General features: G+C 61.2%; 12 protein-coding genes. 9 read left to right on the top strand and 3 right to left on the bottom strand.

Features of this window, described 5'->3' with window-relative positions:
* A partial coding sequence (locus AAAB16_RS00980; RefSeq protein WP_340661646.1) for an NtaA/DmoA family FMN-dependent monooxygenase occupies positions 1–1021 on the top strand: 1021 nt, incomplete at its 5' end.
* A gap of 113 nt (positions 1022–1134) precedes the next feature.
* Here the strand turns inward: AAAB16_RS00980 and xthA are convergent.
* On the bottom strand, positions 1135–1947 hold the full coding sequence (gene xthA, locus AAAB16_RS00975; protein WP_340661645.1) for an exodeoxyribonuclease III: 813 nt from the start codon (positions 1945–1947) through the stop codon (positions 1135–1137).
* Positions 1948–2180: 233 nt separating this feature from the next.
* Between xthA and AAAB16_RS00970 the strand changes: the two genes are divergently transcribed.
* From AAAB16_RS00970 to AAAB16_RS00935, 8 genes are all read left to right on the top strand, one after another.
* On the top strand, positions 2181–2834 hold the full coding sequence (locus AAAB16_RS00970) for a GNAT family N-acetyltransferase (RefSeq protein WP_340661644.1): 654 nt from the start codon (positions 2181–2183) through the stop codon (positions 2832–2834).
* 56 nt (positions 2835–2890) lie between these two features.
* Complete coding sequence (locus tag AAAB16_RS00965; protein WP_340661643.1) at positions 2891–4621, top strand: autotransporter assembly complex family protein; 1731 nt, start codon at positions 2891–2893, stop codon at positions 4619–4621.
* Entirely contained in the window at positions 4618–8289 is a 3672-nt protein-coding gene (locus AAAB16_RS00960) for a translocation/assembly module TamB domain-containing protein (protein ID WP_340661642.1), read from the top strand. The genes AAAB16_RS00965 and AAAB16_RS00960 overlap by 4 nt, the downstream gene beginning before the upstream one ends.
* Positions 8290–8436: 147 nt before the next feature.
* Positions 8437–8937, top strand: a complete 501-nt coding sequence (gene tpx / locus AAAB16_RS00955) for a thiol peroxidase (RefSeq protein WP_340661641.1) — start codon at positions 8437–8439, stop codon at positions 8935–8937.
* A gap of 174 nt (positions 8938–9111) precedes the next feature.
* The gene (locus tag AAAB16_RS00950; RefSeq protein ID WP_340661640.1) at positions 9112–10368 is read left to right on the top strand and encodes an MdtA/MuxA family multidrug efflux RND transporter periplasmic adaptor subunit; all 1257 of its coding nucleotides are present in this window, start codon (positions 9112–9114) and stop codon (positions 10366–10368) included.
* Positions 10365–13472 (top strand): MdtB/MuxB family multidrug efflux RND transporter permease subunit, encoded by a 3108-nt coding sequence (locus tag AAAB16_RS00945; protein ID WP_340661639.1) that lies wholly within the window; start codon positions 10365–10367, stop codon positions 13470–13472. The genes AAAB16_RS00950 and AAAB16_RS00945 overlap by 4 nt, the downstream gene beginning before the upstream one ends.
* A 238-nt stretch (positions 13473–13710) precedes the next feature.
* Entirely contained in the window at positions 13711–16821 is a 3111-nt protein-coding gene (locus AAAB16_RS00940) for a multidrug efflux RND transporter permease subunit (RefSeq protein WP_340661638.1), read from the top strand.
* Positions 16818–18272 (top strand): efflux transporter outer membrane subunit, encoded by a 1455-nt coding sequence (locus tag AAAB16_RS00935; protein ID WP_340661637.1) that lies wholly within the window; start codon positions 16818–16820, stop codon positions 18270–18272. Before AAAB16_RS00940 ends, AAAB16_RS00935 begins: the two co-directional genes overlap by 4 nt.
* Positions 18273–18447: 175 nt before the next feature.
* Here AAAB16_RS00935 and AAAB16_RS00930 read toward each other — a convergent pair whose 3' ends face one another.
* On the bottom strand, positions 18448–18963 hold the full coding sequence (locus AAAB16_RS00930) for a DUF1993 domain-containing protein (RefSeq protein WP_340661636.1): 516 nt from the start codon (positions 18961–18963) through the stop codon (positions 18448–18450).
* 78 nt (positions 18964–19041) lie between these two features.
* The coding region (locus tag AAAB16_RS00925) for a hypothetical protein (protein WP_340661635.1) at positions 19042–19895 on the bottom strand (854 nt) is incomplete at its 5' end.

Here is a 19895-nt window from a genome sequence, read left to right as displayed (position 1 = left end):
CTACCATATCGCGCGCCGGTTTGCTTCGCTCGACCACATCAGCGGCGGGCGCGCGGGCTGGAATATCGTCACCACCTCCAATCCCGACGCGGCGTTGAACTTCGGGCTCACGGAGCACATGGAGCACGGCGACCGCTATGCGCGGGCGCGCGAGTTCTACGATGTGGTCACCGGCCTGTGGGACAGCTGGGCCGACGATGCCTTTACGCTGAATAAAAGCAGCGGCCAATGGCTGGATGTGGCACGTATGCACGTCCTTAATCACCGTGGCCGCCATTTCCAAGTACAAGGCCCGCTAAACGCGCCAAGGCCGGTGCAAGGCTGGCCCGTCATCGCCCAAGCCGGTTCCTCTGAATCGGGCCGCGAACTGGCTGCCCGTAGCGCCGAACTGGTGTTTACCGCGCAGCAAACCTTAAGCGAAGCCCGCGCTTTTTATACCGACTTGCACCAGCGCCTGGACCGCTATGGCCGCGCGCCGGACTCGCTAAAAATCTTCCCCGGCGTATCGCCCATCGTCGGTCGTAGCGCCAGCGAAGCCGAAGAAAAACATGAGCAATTGCTGGAACTGGTCGAGCCGCAGTCCGCGTTAAAACAACTGAGTTTTCTCCTCGACCTGGGCATCGACCTCGCCGCCTTGCCACTGGATGCGCCGGTACCCTTGCCCACGCAAACGCCGGGCACCGAACGGCACAAAAGCCGCCAACAACTGGTGCTCGACCTGATCCACCGCGAACGGCCCACCGTAGGGCAATTGCTGCGCACCCTCGGTGCGGGTGGCCATCGGTTGTTGGTGGGCACACCGACACAGATCGTCGACGAACTCGCCGCCTGGTATTACGAAGGCGCCGCCGACGGCTTCAATATTCTGTTTACCCATTTGCCCGGTGGCGTGGATGACTTCGTTGAACTCGTTGTGCCCGAGCTGCAACGCCAAGGCCTGTTTCGCCAACAGTACGAAGGCGCGACCTTACGGGAAAACCTTGGGTTGAGAAGGGTGGCTAACCGGTTTTTTCCTGAGTGACCGCGTAATGGTGCGCACAGCACACCCTACGGTTTGTGGTTTGCGCGGCGCGGCGCGACAACGCTCGTAGGGTGTGCTGCGCGCACCAAGCGATCTAACGGTTAACGAGCCTCTTAGCCCAATTCCAACCAAATCGGCGCATGGTCGGAGGGCTTTTCCATGCCGCGCAGGTCGTAGTCGATGCCGGCGTCTTTGATGCGCGCTTGCAATGGCGCGCTGGCGAGGATGACGTCGATACGCAGGCCGCGTTTGGGCTCGTCTTCAAAGCCGCGGCTGCGGTAGTCGAACCAGCTGAAGCGGTCGTTCACTTCCGGGTGCAGGTGGCGGAAGCTGTCGACCAGGCCCCAGCTTTTCAGGGTGGCTAGCCATTCGCGCTCTTCCGGCAAGAAGCTGCACTTGCCGGTTTTCAGCCAGCGTTTGCGGTTCTCTTCGCCAATGCCGATGTCGATGTCTTGCGGGGAAATATTGATATCACCCATCACCACCACTGCCTGCTCGGGGCTGAACTGGTTGGTGAGCAAGGTTTGCAGGTCGGCGTAAAAGCGCTGTTTAGCGGGGAATTTGGTGGGGTGGTCGCGGCTTTCGCCTTGGGGGAAGTAGCCGTTCATCACGGTGACCGGCTGGCCGTTTTCATCGGCAAAGGTGCCGTAGATAAAACGCCGCTGGGCCTCTTCTTCATCGCCGGGAAAGCCTTTGTGCAGTTCCAACGGCGCCTGGCGCGACAGCAACGCTACGCCGTAGTGGCCTTTCTGCCCGTGCCAGTGCACCTGGTAGCCGAGGGCTTGGATTTCAGCAAAAGGGAATTGCTCGTCGGCGACTTTGGTTTCTTGCAGACCGATCACATCTGGCTGGTGTTTTTCGATCAGTGCCGCCAATTGATGGGGGCGGGCGCGCAGGCCGTTGATGTTGAAGGAGACGATCTTCATGGGCGGCGGATCCTAAACAGACAGACGAGAAAGCCTGCGATGCTAGCCGATGCCTGGCGATGCGGCCAGTGAAGGTAGCGATGCAGCACTGCGTTTGCAGGGATCACCTGGTGCGCGCAGCACACCCTACGTGTGGCGGGGTGGCGGCCTGGCTGCTAACGTGAGGTCGGTCCGTATAACAATAAAAGCCGCCGTCTGGTCCCCAGCATGGCAGGCAACCGAGGTTACCGTGCATGCCGACGTCCTTTGCCATTCCCGCTGCTGAAATGCGCTTGCTCGATAGCAGCTTTGTTCGTGAAGCGCGCTCCCTGCTGTACCACGCTTATCGCCATGAGCCGACCTTTGCTTACCTCTTTGAATCCGAGCGCCCCGGCTACGACCAGCGCGTGCGCGCCACGGTGCGCGAACTGGTGAATCGGCATTTCCTTGAAGATCTGCCCGCCATCGGCCTGGTGATCAACGACCGCTTGGTGGCCCTGGCCCTTATCGCACCGCCGCAGCGCCGTCTGGATATCACCGAAAGTTGGAGCTGGCGTTTGCGTATGTTGCTGACCACCGGCCTGCGCTGCACCAAACGCTATCTGCAGTACCACGATGCCGTACTCGCCTGCCTGCCACCTGGGCCTTATCACGTGCTGCCGCTGCTGGGTGTGCACCCGGAATTTCAGGGCAAACACCTGGGCGAACAGTTGCTGGAAGCGCTGCATAACTGGTGCGCTGAGGACGAGTCTTCCCTGGGGGTGGTGCTCGACACCGGGAACCCGCGTTATCTCGACTTCTATAAACGCCAGGGTTACGAGGAAATTGGCGAAGTAGCGGTAGGACCGATTCGCGAGCACGTGTTTTTCCACGCCAACCCCCAGCAGGTGGCGCGCGCCAGCGCCTGAGTGGGGGCGGCTGACCGCTCTGGAATGCCGCACCACCCGTGTTAGCATCCGGCCCCATGACTTTTTACCGAACAGCTGGGCTGGCTTTGCTGCTGTGGTTCACCAGCACGGCAGCCCTCGCTCAGACGCAATTAAGCGTGCGTATCAAACCGGCCAATGCGCCGCTCAAGGCCAATGTCATCGGCTATGTCGGTGACCTCGGCGAGCGCGATGAAGCGGCGTTGCAACGCTTCAGTCGCGGCGCCGAGTTACAGGCGCGCAAGGCGGTGGAGGCGCTGGGTTATTACCAGGCGCAGATCGATACCGAGGTCACCCATAACAGCAAAGGCCCGCGCCTGATTATTAGCATTGATCCGGGCGAGCCGGTGCACCTGCGTAATGTCACCGTGCGCATCGACGGCCCCGCCGCACAATTGCCAGCCTTCCGCGTGCCGAAAAGCACGCAGCTCACCGCCGCTGCGGTGCTGAATCATGGCCACTACGAAGACGCCAAACGCCTGATCCAGAACCAGGCCTCGCGCTACGGCTTTTTCAGCGGGCGCTTTACCAGTCAGCGTTTGGCCATCGACCCGCAGGCCGGGGTGGCGGATGTTGAACTGATCTACGCCAGCGGTCCGCGTTATTACTTTGGCTCCAGCCAATTCACCGGCGACGAAACCTTTGATGAGCAATTGCTGCAACGTATGGTGCCGTTTAAACCGGGCACCGCGTATGACGCCGACCTGATCGCCAAGCTCTACCAAAACCTGCAAGGCAGCGGCTATTTCGAAAGCGTGCGGGTTGATGCCGCGCCGACCCAAGCCAGCGGCGAGCAGATTCCAGTAAAGATTGAGCTGATCACCCGCAAGCCTCGGACCATGGGCGTTGGCGTGGGCTTCTCCACCGACGTCGGGCCGCGCGCCAAACTCAACTGGACCCGTCATTGGCTAAACCCCGAGGGCCATAGCTGGGGCACGGAAATGGAGCTGTCGGCGCCCAGGCAAAACGTCGGCGTGTTTTATGACATTCCTGGCAACCCGCCACTCACCGATAAAACCCGCCTGGCTGCCGGCTACCAGTATGAAGAACTGGCCAATACCGACAGCCTGAGCCGCCTGCTCACTGTTGGCCCCGAGTGGCATAGCAAGCTCGACAGCGGCTGGCAGCAGGTGTTGTCGGTCAAGCTGCAGCGCGAGGAGTATCGCCTGGGCAACGACAGTGGCCTAAGCACCTTGCTGATGCCCGGGGCGAGTTATTCCTACCTGCACAGCGACAACGCCATCGACCCCCGCAACGGCTACCGCCTGCAATTTGAAGGCTCGGTGGCCAAGGATGGGCTGGTCTCCGATAGCAACCTGGTTTACGGCACGGTGTTGGCCAAGGGCCTGACCACGCTATGGGACAAGCACCGTTTTCTTGGGCGGTTGCAGTTTGGCGGTAGCCTGACCGACGACTACAAAGCCGTGCCGCCGTCGCTGCGCTTTTTTGCCGGCGGCGACCAGAGCGTGCGCGGCTACGACTACCAATCGCTGTCGCCGGAAAACGACCGGGGCGACCGCATCGGTGGCCGCTACCTGGTGGCCGGCAGCGTCGAGTACCAATATTCCTTTGCCGAGCGCTGGCGTTGGGCGGCGTTTGTCGACCAGGGCAATTCCTTCCAAAACCTGGAAATTCCCACGTTGAAAACCGGCGTGGGTATGGGCATTCGCTGGATCTCGCCAGTGGGGCCGATCCGCCTGGATCTGGCCCATGCGCTGGACGATGACGGCGGCGTGCGCCTGCACTTTTCCATGGGGCCAGAGCTATGACCTGGCTTAAGCGTGTTGCCCTAGGGCTGTTGGCATTGCTGCTGGTTCTGCTACTGGCCGTAACCGTGCTGCTCGGCACCGGGGCCGGCAGCCGCTGGCTGTTGGCGCAGGTGCCGGGATTGCAGGTGCAGGCGTTTAACGGGCACTTGGGCGGGGCGTGGAGCGCTGACAGCCTGGTGTGGCAGCAAGCCGATGATCAGGTGGCGTTGACCGACGTGCGCTTTGACTGGTCGCCATCCTGCTTACTTAAGCTGACGCTGTGCCTGGACCAGGTGCATGCCGGGCAACTCAACCTGCAATTTGCCGCCAGCGCTAGCGCCGATAACGCGCCGCTAAGCCTGCCCGATCTCCAACTGCCGCTGGCCGTGCAACTGGGCGATATTCAACTCGGCAGCATTGTCTACAACGGCGCTGAGCAGGCCAGTCAGCTGGATGTATTGGCGCACTGGACAGCGGCGGGGTTGGCCATCGAGCGCCTGCAAGGCAGCAGCAATGGCGTGACGTTGGACGTACACGGTTTGCTTACTCCGCAAGGCCAGTGGCCGCTCAACCTTGAGGGCCGCGTGCAACTGCCGGCGCCGGAGCAAAAGCCCTGGCAGTTGGCGCTGCACGTGCAGGGCGATTTGCTTAACAGCCTGGCCGTAACAGCGCAGAGCAGCGGTTACCTGAATGCACAGCTACAAGGCCATGTGCAGCCGCTGGCCGAAGGCTTGCCGGCGCAGGTACAGGTGACGGCCGAGCAATTTTTAGCCAGTGCCGAGGTGCCGGAGCTGCACGCCATTGAACTCAGCGCGGCGGGCACCTTGACGGCAGGCTACCAAGTCAACGGCAGCGCCGGGCTGGCGGCGCAGGGCGGTGATATACCGCTGACCTTGGCCGGGTTGGTGACGGCCAGTGGCGCGGATATTCAGGCCCTGACCTTGCAGCCCGAAGAGCAGCAGCACATTACCCTTAGCGGTACGTTGGACTGGCAACACGCCTTGAGCGCCGACGCCCAATTCACCTGGCTGGATTTCCCCTGGCGCCGCCTGTTGCCGGATGTGCAAGAGCCAGCCGTAAGCCTGCATCAGCTCACCGGCCAAGTGCATTATCAAGACGGCAACTACCTCGGTAACTTTGCCGCCGAGCTTGATGGCCCGGCCGGCGCGTTCAGTGTCAGCAGCCCGGTCAGTGGCGACCTCAGCCAAGTGCACCTGGTCAGCCTGCTGCTGCAAGCCGGGCAGGGCAAGGCCGAAGGGCAAGTGACGATTGGCTTTGCCGATGGCCTCAACTGGGACAGCCGCCTGCAACTGAGCCAGCTCAATCCGGCCTACTGGCTGGCGGAATTACCCGGCACCCTTGGTGGCACCTTGCGCAGCCAGGGCGAGTACCGCGAGCAATTAAAACTGAATGCCGACCTGGAATTGACCGGCCGCCTGCGTGGCCAACCGGCGCTGTTGCAAGTTAACGCCGCTGGCGCCGGTGAACGCTGGCAGGTGGATAAACTCGACGTGCGCTTGGGCGATAACCGGGTGACGGGGCAGGCCACGTTGGAGCAGCGGTTGGCCGGGCAGCTGAGCATCGCCATGCCGCGTTTGGGCCAACTGTGGCCGCAGTTGGTTGGGCAGTTGCAAGGCCAAGTAAACCTGGCCGGCAGCCTGCAAGCGCCGCAGGGGCAGTTGAAATTGCAAGGCACGCAGCTCGGCTATCAACAGCAAAAGCTGGCGACCCTCGACGTGGCAGCAAGCCTGGATGGTGCACAACGCGGCACGTTGGAGCTGACCGGTACTGGCATTAAAAACGGCGACACCGACCTCGGCCGCCTGCACCTGCAAGGCAACGGCAATCGCCAGCAGCAACGGCTGAGCCTTGATCTGGATGGCCCCAAGCTCAAGCTGGAGCTGGCCGCCGATGGCAGCCTGGCGCCAGACTTCGACTGGCGCGGACGCATTGCCAGCGGCGAGGTGCAAAGTGCCGGGCAGGTGTGGCGCTTGCAGCAGGCGGCGCCGTTGCAGCGCTTGGCCAACGGCCAACTCACCCTCGGCGCACATTGCTGGCAGAGCGGGGCGGCAAGCTTGTGTGGCGATGATCAGCGCTTGTTGCCGGAACCACGTTTGCGCTGGCGCCTGCGCGATTTCCCGATGCAAACCCTGGCGCAGTGGTGGCCGGCAGACTTCGCCTGGCAAGGGCAACTGAATGCCGACTTCAAACTCGACCTGCCCGCCAACGGCCCCAGCGGCGATATTCGCCTGGACCTGGGCAGCGGCAACTTGCGTGTGCGCGAAAACGGCCAGTGGCTGGATCTGCCCTATGACCGCTTTAGCCTGGTAAGCCAATTGCGCCCGCAACGGGTCGACTCGCAGTTGGACTTTCATGGGCCGAAATTGGGCCAACTGACCTTGAACGCGCAACTCGATCCACGGCCGGCGAGTAAACCCCTCTCCGGCACCTTTAATTTGGCTGGGCTCGACCTGAGCGTGGCGCGGCCGTTTGTGCCGATGGTGGAACGCCTAACCGGGCACTTGAACGGCAGCGGCACCTTGGCGGGCGGTTTGTTGGCACCGCAAATTAACGGCCGATTGCTGGTCAGGGACGGCGAGGTAGCGGGCAGCGAATTGCCGGTCAGCGTGCAAGGCTTGCAGGCCGAAGCCTTGATCGTGGGCGAGCGCCTGCAATTGACCAGCAACTGGCACAGCGGTGAAGCGGGCGAGGGTAGCTTGAGTGGGCAATTGGCCTGGGCCAATGGTTTGGACGTTGACCTGCATGTCGTCGGTAGCCGTCTGCCGGTGGTGGTTGAGCCCTATGCCAATCTGGAAGTGCATCCGGACTTGAATGTACGTCTGGTCGATGAGCGTTTGTCGATAAAGGGCAAGGTGCAGGTGCCGCGCGGCAAAATCGAAATTCGCCAGTTACCGCCGTCCACCGTGCAGGTTTCCGGCGATGCCCAAGTGGTCGGTGCCCACGACCCCGAAGCGCGGCAGGCGCAGCCGATGGCCATGGATATCGACATCAGCGTTGGCGCCGAAAAAGATCAACCGCCGCTGACCTTTAATGGCTTTGGCTTGAGTGCCGAACTGGCGGGGCAACTGCATATGGGCGACAACCTCGACACCCGAGGTGAGCTAACCCTGAACAAAGGCCGCTACCGCGCCTACGGCCAGCGCCTGACCATGCGCCGCGCGCGGTTGCTGTTTGCCGGGCCGATTGATCAGCCGTATCTGGACGTTGAAGCGATTCGCCAGGTCGATAGCGTCACTGCCGGTTTACGTATCAGCGGCAACGCCGAACAACCGACCACCACGGTGTTTTCCGAACCGGCCATGAGCCAACAGCAGGCGCTGTCTTACCTGGTGCTGGGGCGCCCAGCCAGCAGCGGCAGTGGCGACAACAATATGCTTGCCGAAGCGGCGCTGGGCTTGGGCTTGATGGGCAGCTCAGGGGTGACCAGCGAAATGGCCCAGCGCTTGGGCATCAGCGATTTTCAGCTGGACACCGGCGGTACCGGCGCGCAAACCAGCGTGGTGGCCAGCGGTAATCTTTCGGAGCGCTTAAGCCTGCGTTATGGCGTGGGCGTGTTTGAGCCGGCGAGCACCATTGCCCTGCGTTATGAATTGAGCAAACGGGTGTACGTGGAAGCGGCCAGTGGTTTGGCCAGCTCGTTGGATATTTTCTACAAACGCGATTTTTAAATCGTGGAGCGTGCAGATATCGCTTGGTGCGCACAGCACACCCTACGAGCGGACGGTGTTTGCTTTGCATAATCCGGTCATTCCCGCGTCATGCCTTTCGTGGTTAACTCGTTGCCCCTCACCATTCAACAAAAAAGGATCCAGTTCATGGCCCAAGTAACCCTGCGAGGCAACCCGATTCAAGTCACTGGCGAGCTGCCGCAAGCTGGCCAGAAAGCTCCGGCGTTCAGCCTGGTTGGCGCTGATCTGAGCGATGTCACCCTGGCCAGCCTGGCCGGCAAACGCAAAGTGCTGAACATTTTCCCAAGCGTTGATACCCCAACCTGCGCCACCTCGGTACGCAAGTTCAACGCTGAAACAAGCAACCTGGCCAACACCGTGGTGCTGTGCATTTCCGCCGACCTGCCGTTCGCCCAAGCGCGTTTCTGCGGCGCCGAAGGCCTGCAAAACGTGGTCAATCTGTCGACCATGCGCGGTGCTGAGTTCCTCAAAGACTACGGCGTTGCCATCGCCAACGGCCCACTGGCTGGCGTTGCTGCCCGCGCCGTTGTCGTGCTGGATGAAAACGACAAGGTGCTGCACAGCGAGCTGGTCGCCGAGATCGGTTCCGAGCCGAATTACGAAGCGGCAACTGCTGTTCTGAAGTAAACACTTAAGCAACACCCGGTAATACTTGAACGGCCTGTTTAGACAGGCCGTTTTCATTTGTGGGTCAATTGCTTAGGAAAAGGTCAGAGATAGGTAAAAAGCCGGTAAAGAGGCTTTCCGTCAGACGTTTCAGTGCTTATCGTGCGGGCTCGAATTTCGCAATCGATGATGCCCATGACCTTTCGTACCCTTCGCCCTTGGTTGATCACTGCCGCTGCCTTCGCTGGTGTGGTGTTGTTGGTTATCTGGTTGTCTGCTGAAAAAAGCACTGGCGGCCCTGAAGGCAAGGTGCGCGGACGCCCGGGCATGGGCCCACCTGGCGCAGCGGCGGGTATGACCGTTAGCGTGGCCAAGGTGCAGCGCAGTGACCTTGATGTGCATTATCACGCCTTGGGCACGGTAACTGCGTTTGCCACGGTCAACGTCAAACCACGGGTCAATGGCGAACTGGTCAAGGTGCTGTTTACCGAAGGCCAGGAAGTGAAGGCCGGCGATCTGCTCGCTGTGGTCGACCCACGCCCGTACCGCGCCGCCCTGGCTCAAGCCGAAGGCACCTTGCAGCAAAACCAGGCGCAGTTGAAAAACGCGCAGATCGACTTGGACCGCTACAAAGGCTTGTACGCCGAAGACTCCATCGCCAAGCAAACCCTGGACACCCAGGCCGCGCTGCTGAACCAATACCAAGGCACGCTGAAAACCAACCAGGGCCAGGTCGACGACGCCAAGCTCAACCTGGCCTTTACCGAAGTGCGCGCGCCGATTAGCGGCCGCTTGGGCTTGCGCCAGGTCGACGTCGGTAACCTGGTCACTTCCAGCGACACCACGCCCTTGGTGGTGATTACCCAGGTCAAACCGATTGCCGTGGTGTTCAGTTTGCCGCAGCAACAGCTGGGCACCGTCGCCGCGCAAATCAACCAAGCCAAAGCCTTGCCGGTGGAAGCCCTGGACCGCAATAAAGATGTAACCCTGGCCACCGGCGAGTTGATCACCCTGGACAACCAGATCGACACCACCACCGGCACGGTCAAGCTCAAAGCCAAGTTCGAAAACGCCGACCGCTCCTTGTTTCCCAACCAGTTCGTCAACGTGCGCCTGCTCGCCGAAACCCTGCACGACGTGCTGCTGATTCCGGCCAACGCCGTGCAGCGTGGTAACGATGGCACCTACGTTTACGTGTTGGGTGAGGGCGATAAAGTGCTGCAACGCAGCGTTACCCTCGGCACCAGCGAAGGTGAGCGGGTGGTGGTGGAGAAGGGCCTGAACGTCGACGAGCAGGTGGTGGTGGAAGGCACCGACCGCCTGCGTGATGGCATGGCCGTGCGTGTGGCGGCGCCGGAACAGGTGAAAAAAGAAGTCAGCGAAGAAACCGGGCAAAAGCCCTTTGGCCAAGGTGATGCCGCGCCACAAGGCAAGGACGGAGCCGCGCAATGAACCCGTCGCGCCCGTTTATTCTGCGGCCGGTAGCGACCACGCTGTTGATGGTGGCGATTCTACTGTCGGGGATTATCGCCTACCGCTTTCTGCCGATCTCGGCGCTGCCGGAAGTGGATTACCCGACCATTCAAGTGGTCACCTCGTACCCCGGCGCCAGCCCGGAAATCATGACGTCGTCGGTCACCGCGCCGCTGGAAAACCAGCTGGGGCAGATCGCCGGCCTGAATGAAATGTCCTCCAGTAGCTCCGGTGGTTCCTCGGTGATCACCCTGCAATTCACCCTGGAGAGCAACCTCGATGTGGTGGAGCAGGAAGTACAGGCGGCGATCAATAGCGCCAGCAGCCTGCTGCCCAATGACCTGCCGTACCAACCGTCGTACAGCAAAGTAAACCCGGCCGATGCGCCGATTCTGACCTTGGCGATCACCTCCAGTAACTTGCCGCTGCCGCAGGTTCAGGACCTGGTGGACACGCGCCTGGCGCAGAAAATTTCGCAAATCTCCGGCGTTGGTTTGGTCAGCATCAGCGGCGGCCAGCGCCCAGCGGTGCGCATTCGCGCTAACCCGTCGGCGCTGGCGGCGGCGGGGCTAAACCTCGACACACTGCGCACCACGGTTTCCAACAACAACCTCAATGGCCCCAAAGGCAGTTTCGACGGCCCCACCCGTGCCTCGACCCTGGATGCCAACGACCAACTGAAATCCGCCTCGGCTTATCGCGAGCTGATCGTTGCCTACCAAAACGGCGCACCGCTGCGCCTGAAGGATGTCGCCAGCGTTGACGACGCCGCCGAGAACACCCGCCTGGCCGCCTGGGCCAATGAAACGCCAGCGGTGGTGCTGAATATTCAGCGCCAACCGGGTGCCAACGTGATCAAGGTGGTCGACAGCATCAAAGCCATGCTGCCGCAATTGCAGGCCAGCCTGCCGGGCAGTTTGGATGTGCAGGTGCTCACCGACCGCACCACCACCATTCGCGCCTCGGTAAGCGATGTGCAGTTTGAACTGGTGCTGGCCATTGCCTTGGTGGTGATGGTGACCTTTCTGTTCCTGCGCAGTTTTTCCGCCACGCTGATTCCCAGTTTGGCCGTACCGCTGTCGCTGATCGGCACCTTTGGCGTGATGTATTTAGCGGGGTTTTCGGTCAACAACTTGTCGCTGATGGCGCTGACCATCGCCACTGGTTTTGTGGTGGACGATGCCATCGTTATGGTGGAAAACATCAGCCGTTATCTGGAGGAGGGCGATACGCCGCTGGAGGCTGCGCTGAAAGGCTCCAAGCAGATTGGCTTCACCATTATTTCCCTGACCTTTTCGCTGATCGCCGTACTGATTCCGCTGCTGTTTATGGGCGATGTAGCGGGGCGCTTGTTCCGTGAATTTGCCATCACCCTGGCGGTGGCGATTTTGATCTCCGGCGTGGTGTCGCTGACCCTGACGCCGATGCTCTGCGCCAAATTGCTCAAGCATATTCCCGAAGAAAAACACGGCCCATTTGCCCGCGCCGCTGGCCGGGTGATTGAGCGCTTGATCGCCGCCTATGGCCGTGCCCTGCGTGTGGTGTTGCGCCATCAGCCGCTGACGTTGCTGGTGGCCTTGGGCACCCTGGTGCTCACCGCTGTGCTCTACACCTTTATGCCCAAAGGCTTCTTTCCGGTGCAGGACACCGGCGTGATTCAGGCGATTGCCGAAGCGCCGCAGTCTATTTCGTTTAAAGCCATGGCCGCACGTCAGCAAGAGCTGTCCAAAGCCGTGCTGAGTGACCCGGCGGTGGCCAGCCTCAGCTCGTATATTGGCGTGGACGGCAGCAACGCCACGCTAAACACCGGGCGCATGCTGATCAACCTCAAGCCCCATAGCGAGCGCGATGTCAGCGCCAGCGAAGTGATCCGCCGCCTGCAGCCAGAGCTGGATAAAATCTCCGGTATTCGTATGTACCTGCAACCGGTGCAAGACCTGACCATTGAAGACCGCGTGGCGCGCACCCAATACCAATTCACCCTGCAAGACTCCGACCCCGATGTTTTGGCCAAGTGGGTGCCGCTGCTGGTGGAGCGCTTGCAGCAATTGCCGGAACTGGCGGACGTGGCCAGCGACTGGCAAGACAAAGGCCTGCAAGCCTTCGTCAATATCGACCGCGATGCCGCCTCGCGTTTGGGCGTGTCGTTGGCCGATGTCGACAGCGCGCTGTACAACGCCTTTGGCCAACGGCTGATTTCCACCATCTTTACCCAGGCCACCCAATACCGCGTGGTGCTGGAAGTGGCGCCGCAATTCCAACTGGGGCCACAGTCGCTGGAAAACCTCTACGTCAGCAGCAGCGAGGGCACCCAGGTGCGCTTGTCGTCGCTGGCGAGTATTGAAGAGCGCAATACGCTGCTGGCGATCAACCATATCTCGCAGTTCCCGGCCGCGACGTTGTCGTTCAACCTGGCACCCAATGTGTCGCTAAGCGCGGCGGTAGAAGCGATTCGTGCGGTGGAGCAGGACATGCAACTGCCTGTTGGCGTGCAGACTAGCTTCCGCGGTGCTGCGCTGGCGTTTGAAACCTCGCTGTCGAGCACCTTGCTGCTGATTCTGGCGGCGGTGGTGACCATGTATATCGTGCTGGGCATTCTCTACGAGAGCTTTATCCACCCGGTGACCATCCTTTCCACCTTGCCCTCGGCGGGTGTCGGCGCGCTGCTGGCGTTGATGGTGGCGGGGGAGGAGATCGGCATCGTGGCGATCATCGGCATCATCCTGCTGATCGGCATTGTGAAAAAGAACGCGATCATGATGATCGACTTCGCCCTGGATGCTGAACGCAACCAAGGCATGAACGCGGCGGATGCGATTTACCAAGCATGCTTGCTGCGCTTTCGGCCGATTTTGATGACCACCTTGGCCGCGTTGCTCGGTGCCTTGCCGCTGATGCTGGCGGCCGGCGCCGGGGCGGAATTGCGCCGGCCGTTGGGGATTGCCATGGTCGGTGGCTTGCTACTGAGCCAGGTGTTAACGCTGTTTACCACGCCCGTTATTTACCTCGCGTTTGATCGTATGGCCGGGCGTTGGAATGCGTGGCGTAAGAAGCGTGGGTTGGATATGTCGGTGCAGTCATGATGAATTGCGTGGCGGCTTGCCCTCACCCCCAGCCCCTCTCCCGCAAGCGGGCGAGGGGAGCCCAGCGTGTCTTGGCGGCCACCTCCGTCCGTCCCCTCGCCCCCTTGGGGGAGAGGGCTAGGGTGAGGGGGATGCGGGCGACGCCGATCTCCGCCGCAGAGCGCCCTCACCCCAACCCTCTCCCGCAAGCGGGAGAGGGAGCTGATCGCGGTTTTGCAGGAAAAACGGTGGTCTGTTCATGAGCATCTCCACCCCCTTTATCCGTCGCCCAGTCGCCACCACGCTGCTCACGCTGGCGCTGCTCTTGGCCGGCTGGCTGTCGTTCAACCTGCTGCCGGTAGCGCCGCTGCCGTCGGTAGATTTCCCGACCATTATGATCAGCGCCTCGCTCCCCGGCGCCAGCCCGGAAACCATGGCCTCGTCCGTGGCCACGCCGTTGGAACGCGCCTTGGGCCGCATCGCGGGCATCACCGAAATGACCTCCAGCAGCTCGCTGGGCTCAACCACGGTGATTGTGCAGTTCTCCCTGGAGAAGGACATCGACGGCGCCGCCCGCGAGGTGCAGGCGGCGATCAACGCGGCCAGCAGCCTGCTGCCCAGCGGCATGCCGAGTTTGCCGTCGTACCGCAAGGCCAATCCCTCGGATATGCCGGTGATGGTCCTCACCCTCACTTCCGAGAGCTACACCCGTGGCGAGATGTACGATATGGCCTCGACCCTGGTGTCGCCACGTCTGGCCCAGGTGAAAGGCATTGGCCAAGTCAGCATCGGCGGTAGCTCGCTGCCGGCCGTGCGCGTCGACCTCAACCCGGATGCCTTAAACAAATACGGCATCTCGCTGGACAGCGTGCGCACGGCGATTGCCAACACCAACTCCAATGGCCCCAAAGGCTCGATCGACGGCGACAAGTACCAGTGGCAAGTGGACGCCAACGACCAACTGCGCAAGGCCAGCGAATACCTGCCGGTGATCGTTCACTACAACGCCGAAACCGGTGCGGCGGTGCGCTTGGGCGATGTCGCACAAGTCAGCAATGCGGTGGAGGACGTGCGTAACGCTGGCTTCTCTGGCGCTAACCCGGCGGTGCTGCTGATCGTTACCCGCCAGCCGGGGGCCAATATTATTGAAGCCACCGACGCCATCCACGCGCTGCTGCCGGAGATGCAGGAGCTGATTGGCCCCAAGGTCAAACTGTCGGTGATGGACGACCGCAGCCCGAGCATTCGCGCCTCGTTGGATGAGGCGGAAATCACCCTGGTGATCTCCGTGCTGCTGGTGATTCTGGTCGTCTATATGTTCCTGCGCAGCCCGCGCGCCACGCTGATTCCCGCCTTGGCGGTGCCGGTGTCGCTGGTGGGCACCTTTGCGGTGATGTACCTGTGTGATTTCTCCCTGAATAACCTGTCGCTAATGGCGCTGATCGTTGCCACCGGCTTTGTGGTGGACGACGCCATTGTGGTGGTGGAGAACATTGCGCGGCGTATCGAGGAGGGTGAGTCACCGCTAGAGGCATCGATTCATGGCGCCCGCGAAGTGGGCTTTACCGTGCTGTCGATGACCCTGTCATTGGTGGCGGTGTTTATCCCCATCCTGCTCATGGGCGGGATTATGGGCCGGCTGTTTCGCGAGTTTTCCGTGACCTTGTCGGCGGCGATTCTGGTCTCGCTGCTGGTGTCGCTGACCCTCACGCCCATGCTCTGCGCCCGCCTGCTAAAAGCCCGTGGCAGCGAGCCGCATAAGGAAAAACCGAAAGCGGAGAGCAAGTTCTTCCTCAACCTCATGGCCCGTTACAAGGCCAGCCTGGAGTGGGCCCTGGCGCACTCGCGGTTGATGGTCGTGATTATGCTCGGCTGCATCGTGCTCAACCTGTACCTGTTTGTGGTGGTGCCCAAGGGCTTTTTACCGGCGCAGGATTCCGGGCGTTTGCGCGGTTATGCCATTGCCGACCAGAGCATTTCCTTCCAGGGTTTGCAGACCAAGATGGCCCAGTTCCGTGCCATTCTTGGCGCCGATCCGGATATTGAAAACGTCGTTGGTTTTCTCGGTGGCGGCCGTTGGCAGTCGAGCAATACCGGCTCGTTTTTCGTCACCTTAAAACCGATTGGCGAGCGCGATGATGTCGACACCATCCTTGCCCGTTTGCGCCCCAAACTCGCTGAAATTCCCGGCGCCGCGTTGTACCTCAATGCCGGCCAGGACGTGCGCCTGGGTGGCCGCGATAGTAACGCCAGTAACCAGTTCACCCTGCGCAGCGACGATCTGAAACTGCTGCGTGAATGGGCGCCGAAAGTGGAAGCGGCAATGCGCAAACTGCCGCAAGTGGTCGACCTTAATAGCGATTCGCAAGACAAAGGTGTGCAGAGCCGCCTGGTGGTCGACCGCGACCGCGCAGGCTCGCTGGGGGTGAATATGGCCCTGGTCGACGAGGTGCTGAACAACTCCTTTGGCCAACGGCAGATCGCCAATATCTATAACCCGCTAAACCAGTACCACGTGGTCATGGAAGTGGGCGCGCAGTACCAGCAAAGCCCGGAAATCTTGCGTCAGGTGTATGTGCTGGGTAGCGATGGGCAAAGCGTGCCGCTGGCCGAGTTCAGCCACTTTGAACCGGCCTCGGCGCCGCTGTCGGTTAACCACCAGGGCCAGTTCGCGGCCACCACCTTGTCGTTCAACCTGGCCTCCGGCGCGCAGATCGGCCCCACCCGCACGGCGATTATGGCGGCCCTCGAACCGCTGCAATTGCCGCTGGATATTCAAGCCAGTTTCGAAGGCAACGCCGGCGCGGTGCAGGACACGCAAAACAATATGCCCTGGCTGATTCTGCTGGCCTTGGTGTCGGTGTATATCGTGCTGGGCATTTTGTACGAGAGCTATGTGCACCCGTTGACCATTCTCTCGACACTGCCCTCGGCCGGCGTCGGCGCGTTGCTGGCGTTGATCTTGTGCCGCAGCGAGCTGAGTTTGATCGCCCTGATCGGCATTATTTTGCTGATCGGTATCGTCAAGAAAAACGCCATTCTGATGATCGACTTTGCCCTGGAAGCCGAGCGCCGTTTGGGCATGACCCCCCGTGAAGCGATTCTGGAAGCCTGCGTAAAACGCTTCCGGCCGATCATGATGACCACCTTGGCGGCGCTGCTTGGCGCGTTGCCGCTGATCTTTGGTGTGGGTGGCGATGCCGGCCTGCGCCGGCCGCTGGGTATCACCATCGTCGGCGGCCTGATCGCCAGCCAAATGCTCACTCTCTACACCACACCGGTGGTGTACCTGTACCTCGATCGTTTGCGCCACTGGGTTAACCGCCGCAGAGGCGTGCGCACTGATGCTTCGTTGGAGACTTCGCTATGAGCCTGTATTCCCGCAGCCTGCTGCTTGCTGTGGCCGTAGCCGTGGCAGGCTGCGCCGTTGGCCCGGACTACCAGCAGCCTGAGGTGGCCGTGCCCGCCAGCTTTAAGCAGCGCGACGGCTGGCAACTGGCCGAGCCGAGCGATGCCCTGCACCGTGGCGCCTGGTGGGAGCTGTATGGCGACAGCACGCTGAACCAACTGCAACAGCGCCTGGAAACCTCCAACCAAACCTTGGCCCAGGCCGAAGCGCAATACCGCCAAGCGCAAGCCTTGGCCCGTGGTGCGCGCGCTTCGTTCTTCCCCAGCTTGAGCGCCGCCTTTAGCAAAACCCGCTCGGGGCAGGCGTCGGGCGGTGGCGGCACGGTGTCGTTGTCCGACGGTTCCACGGTGAGCAGCGGCAGCTCTGGCGGTATCAGCGACAGCTACCAGGCCAGCCTTGGCGTCAGTTGGGAGTTGGATTTGTGGGGCAAACTGCGTCGCCAATTGGAATCCGACAACGCCAGCGCCGCCGCCAGCCAAGCCACCCTGGCCGGCACCAAACTCAGCCAGCAATCGGAACTGGCGCAAAACTACCTGCAACTGCGGGTGATCGACGCGCAAAAACGCCTGCTCGATGACACCGTCGCCGCCTACGAAAAAGCCTTCAAGTTGGCGGAAAACCAATACCGCGCCGGTATCGTCACCAAGGCTGACGTAGCCCAGGCGCGCACCCAAGTGAAAAGCACCCTGGCCCAAGCCATCGACCTGAAATACCAACGCGCGCAACTGGAAAACGCCATTGCCGTGCTGGTTGGTGAACCACCGTCGACCTTTAAACTGGCCGAAACCAATGACATTCCTGGTCTGCCGCAAATTCCGGCCACTGTGCCCTCGACCCTGCTGCAACGTCGCCCGGATATCGCCTCGGCCGAGCGTGACGTAGTCGCCGCCAACGCCCTGATCGGCGTAAACAAAGCCGCCTACTACCCCGACGTCACCCTTAGCGCCTCGGGCGGTTTCCGTAACGACAGCCTGTCCAACCTGCTGACCACACCGAACCGCTACTGGTCCATCGGCCCCGACTTCGCCATGACCTTGTTCGACGGCGGCCTGATCCGCTCGCGGGTCGAACAAGCCGAAGCCAGCTACGACGCCACCGTGGCGGCGTATCGCTTGAGCGTGCTCACCGGCTTTCGTGAAGTGGAGGACTATATGGTCCAACTCGACGTGCTGAAAGAAGAGAGCGGCGTGCAACAAGAAGCCCTCGACTCCGCGCGCGAATCGCTGCGCCTGATGCTTAACCAATACCGCGCCGGCACCGTCGACTTCTCCGACGTCGTGACCGTGCAAACCACCGCACTGTCCAACGAGCGCACCGTGTTGACCCTGCTCGGCAGCCGCTTGACCGCCAGTGTGCAGTTGATAACGGCGATGGGTGGCGGGTGGCAGAGCGGCGAGCTGGGCAAGCCGTAAAGGCGTGCCTCTTTGCCAGAACTAGCTGCGGTAAAGCCCGTAGGGTGTGCTGTGCGCACCCCGGGGTACACGCGGTAATCGCCTGGTGCGCGCAGCACACCCTACGGGATCAGCGCTGTATACAAACGCATAAAAAAGCCCAATCGGTGATTGGGCTTTTTACTATCCGCTTGGCTTAGCTCTGCGGCTGACCGACGTAATCCATCTTGCCAACTTCCACACCGTTATGACGCAGCAGGGCGTAGGCGGTGGTGACGTGGAAGAAAAAGTGCTGCAGGCCATAGGTCAGCAGGTACGACTGGCCGGTGAATTTGCGCTCTTTCGGCGTGCCCGGGCGGGTGACGATTTCACGTTCTTCGTTGCCATCGACCTGCGCAGGGGTAAAGGTGCCCAGGTAGTCGAGGGTTTCTTTTAGCAAGGCTTGCAGCTGTTCGAAGGTGGTTTCTACGTCGTCATGCTTGGGCACATCGACACCGGCCAAACGCGAGGGCACGCCACGGGCGAAGTCGCAGGCGATTTGCACTTGCCGGGTCAGCGGGAACATATCGGGAAACAGGCGTGCTTGGAGCAGGGCGTTAGGGTCGATGTTTTTGGCGGTGGCGTGGGCTTGGGCCTTGCTCAGTACAGCGCCGAGGCTGGTGAGCATTTGTTTGAATACTGGAACGGACGCGGCGTACAGCGAAATAGTCATGGCAGTCTCCGGTTGAAGGTGGCGCGAGTATACGCGTGCTTGGCGCCGCTTCGGGCAATCGGCTGGCGCACCTGTTGGTTATGCGGCATCGCGGCGGGCCAGCTGCATGCGGATTTTGTTCAGGCTGTCGGCACTGCGCACCAGGTAGCGCTGCGCCAGCTCTGCGTAGACTTGATAGGCCTCATCGCCGGGTTTTACCTCACCTGGCAGGTAGGGTGCCGCCAGGGGCAGCAACTCATCGTATTTGCTGCCCAGCGATGAAACATCGATAGGGGCAAAAATATCGCCGGTCAGCACGCTGTCGACGATAAAGTCCGGCGCTTTTACCGGGCCCTGCACCACGATTTCGCCGTCATACAGAAAGTTGATGGGTAGCGGGCGGTCTTTGCCGGCGGTGAATTTCAAGATCGCACCGGTCAACACGTCGCCGGCCCGCTGCTCGTCGGCCATCGCCTCGCGGATCGGCTCCATTTGGTTGCCCCTGGCGATACCGGCGACCATAAAGCGGTTTGGCGCATCGTCTATGGCGGTCGGTAACCAGCGGGTTTTGCTGCCGCCCATGGTGGCCATCGGTTGATCCAGATCGCCTTCGGAGCGCACCACGCCATCGGTGACGATTTCATTCCAGGAGAAGTGGCTGGAAGAAATACCGCGAATAAGGTTTACCTCGCCTTGTTGCCACTTCTCATACAAGGCGGCAAAGCCTTCTCTGTCGCTGCTTCGGTTAAAGGTCACGATGCCGTTGCGTTCCGAGACGATTGAGCGCTGAAAGGTCAGGCGCGGGTCTTTGCCGATCTGGTAGGAGTTACTCCATGGGCTTTTTCTGACCTCAACGTTTTTGCCGTTGAGCTCAAGACTGCCTACGCGGTTTTTATCCAGAAACGAAAACAACGGCATCAACCCGGTAGGGTCTTGCAGGGTCAGTGGGTTGT

The sequence above is a fragment of the Pseudomonas sp. genome, from assembly GCF_037994325.1.
In the GTDB taxonomy this organism is placed as follows: Bacteria; Pseudomonadota; Gammaproteobacteria; order Pseudomonadales; family Pseudomonadaceae; genus Aquipseudomonas.
This window is presented reverse-complemented; position numbering and strand designations above follow the sequence as displayed.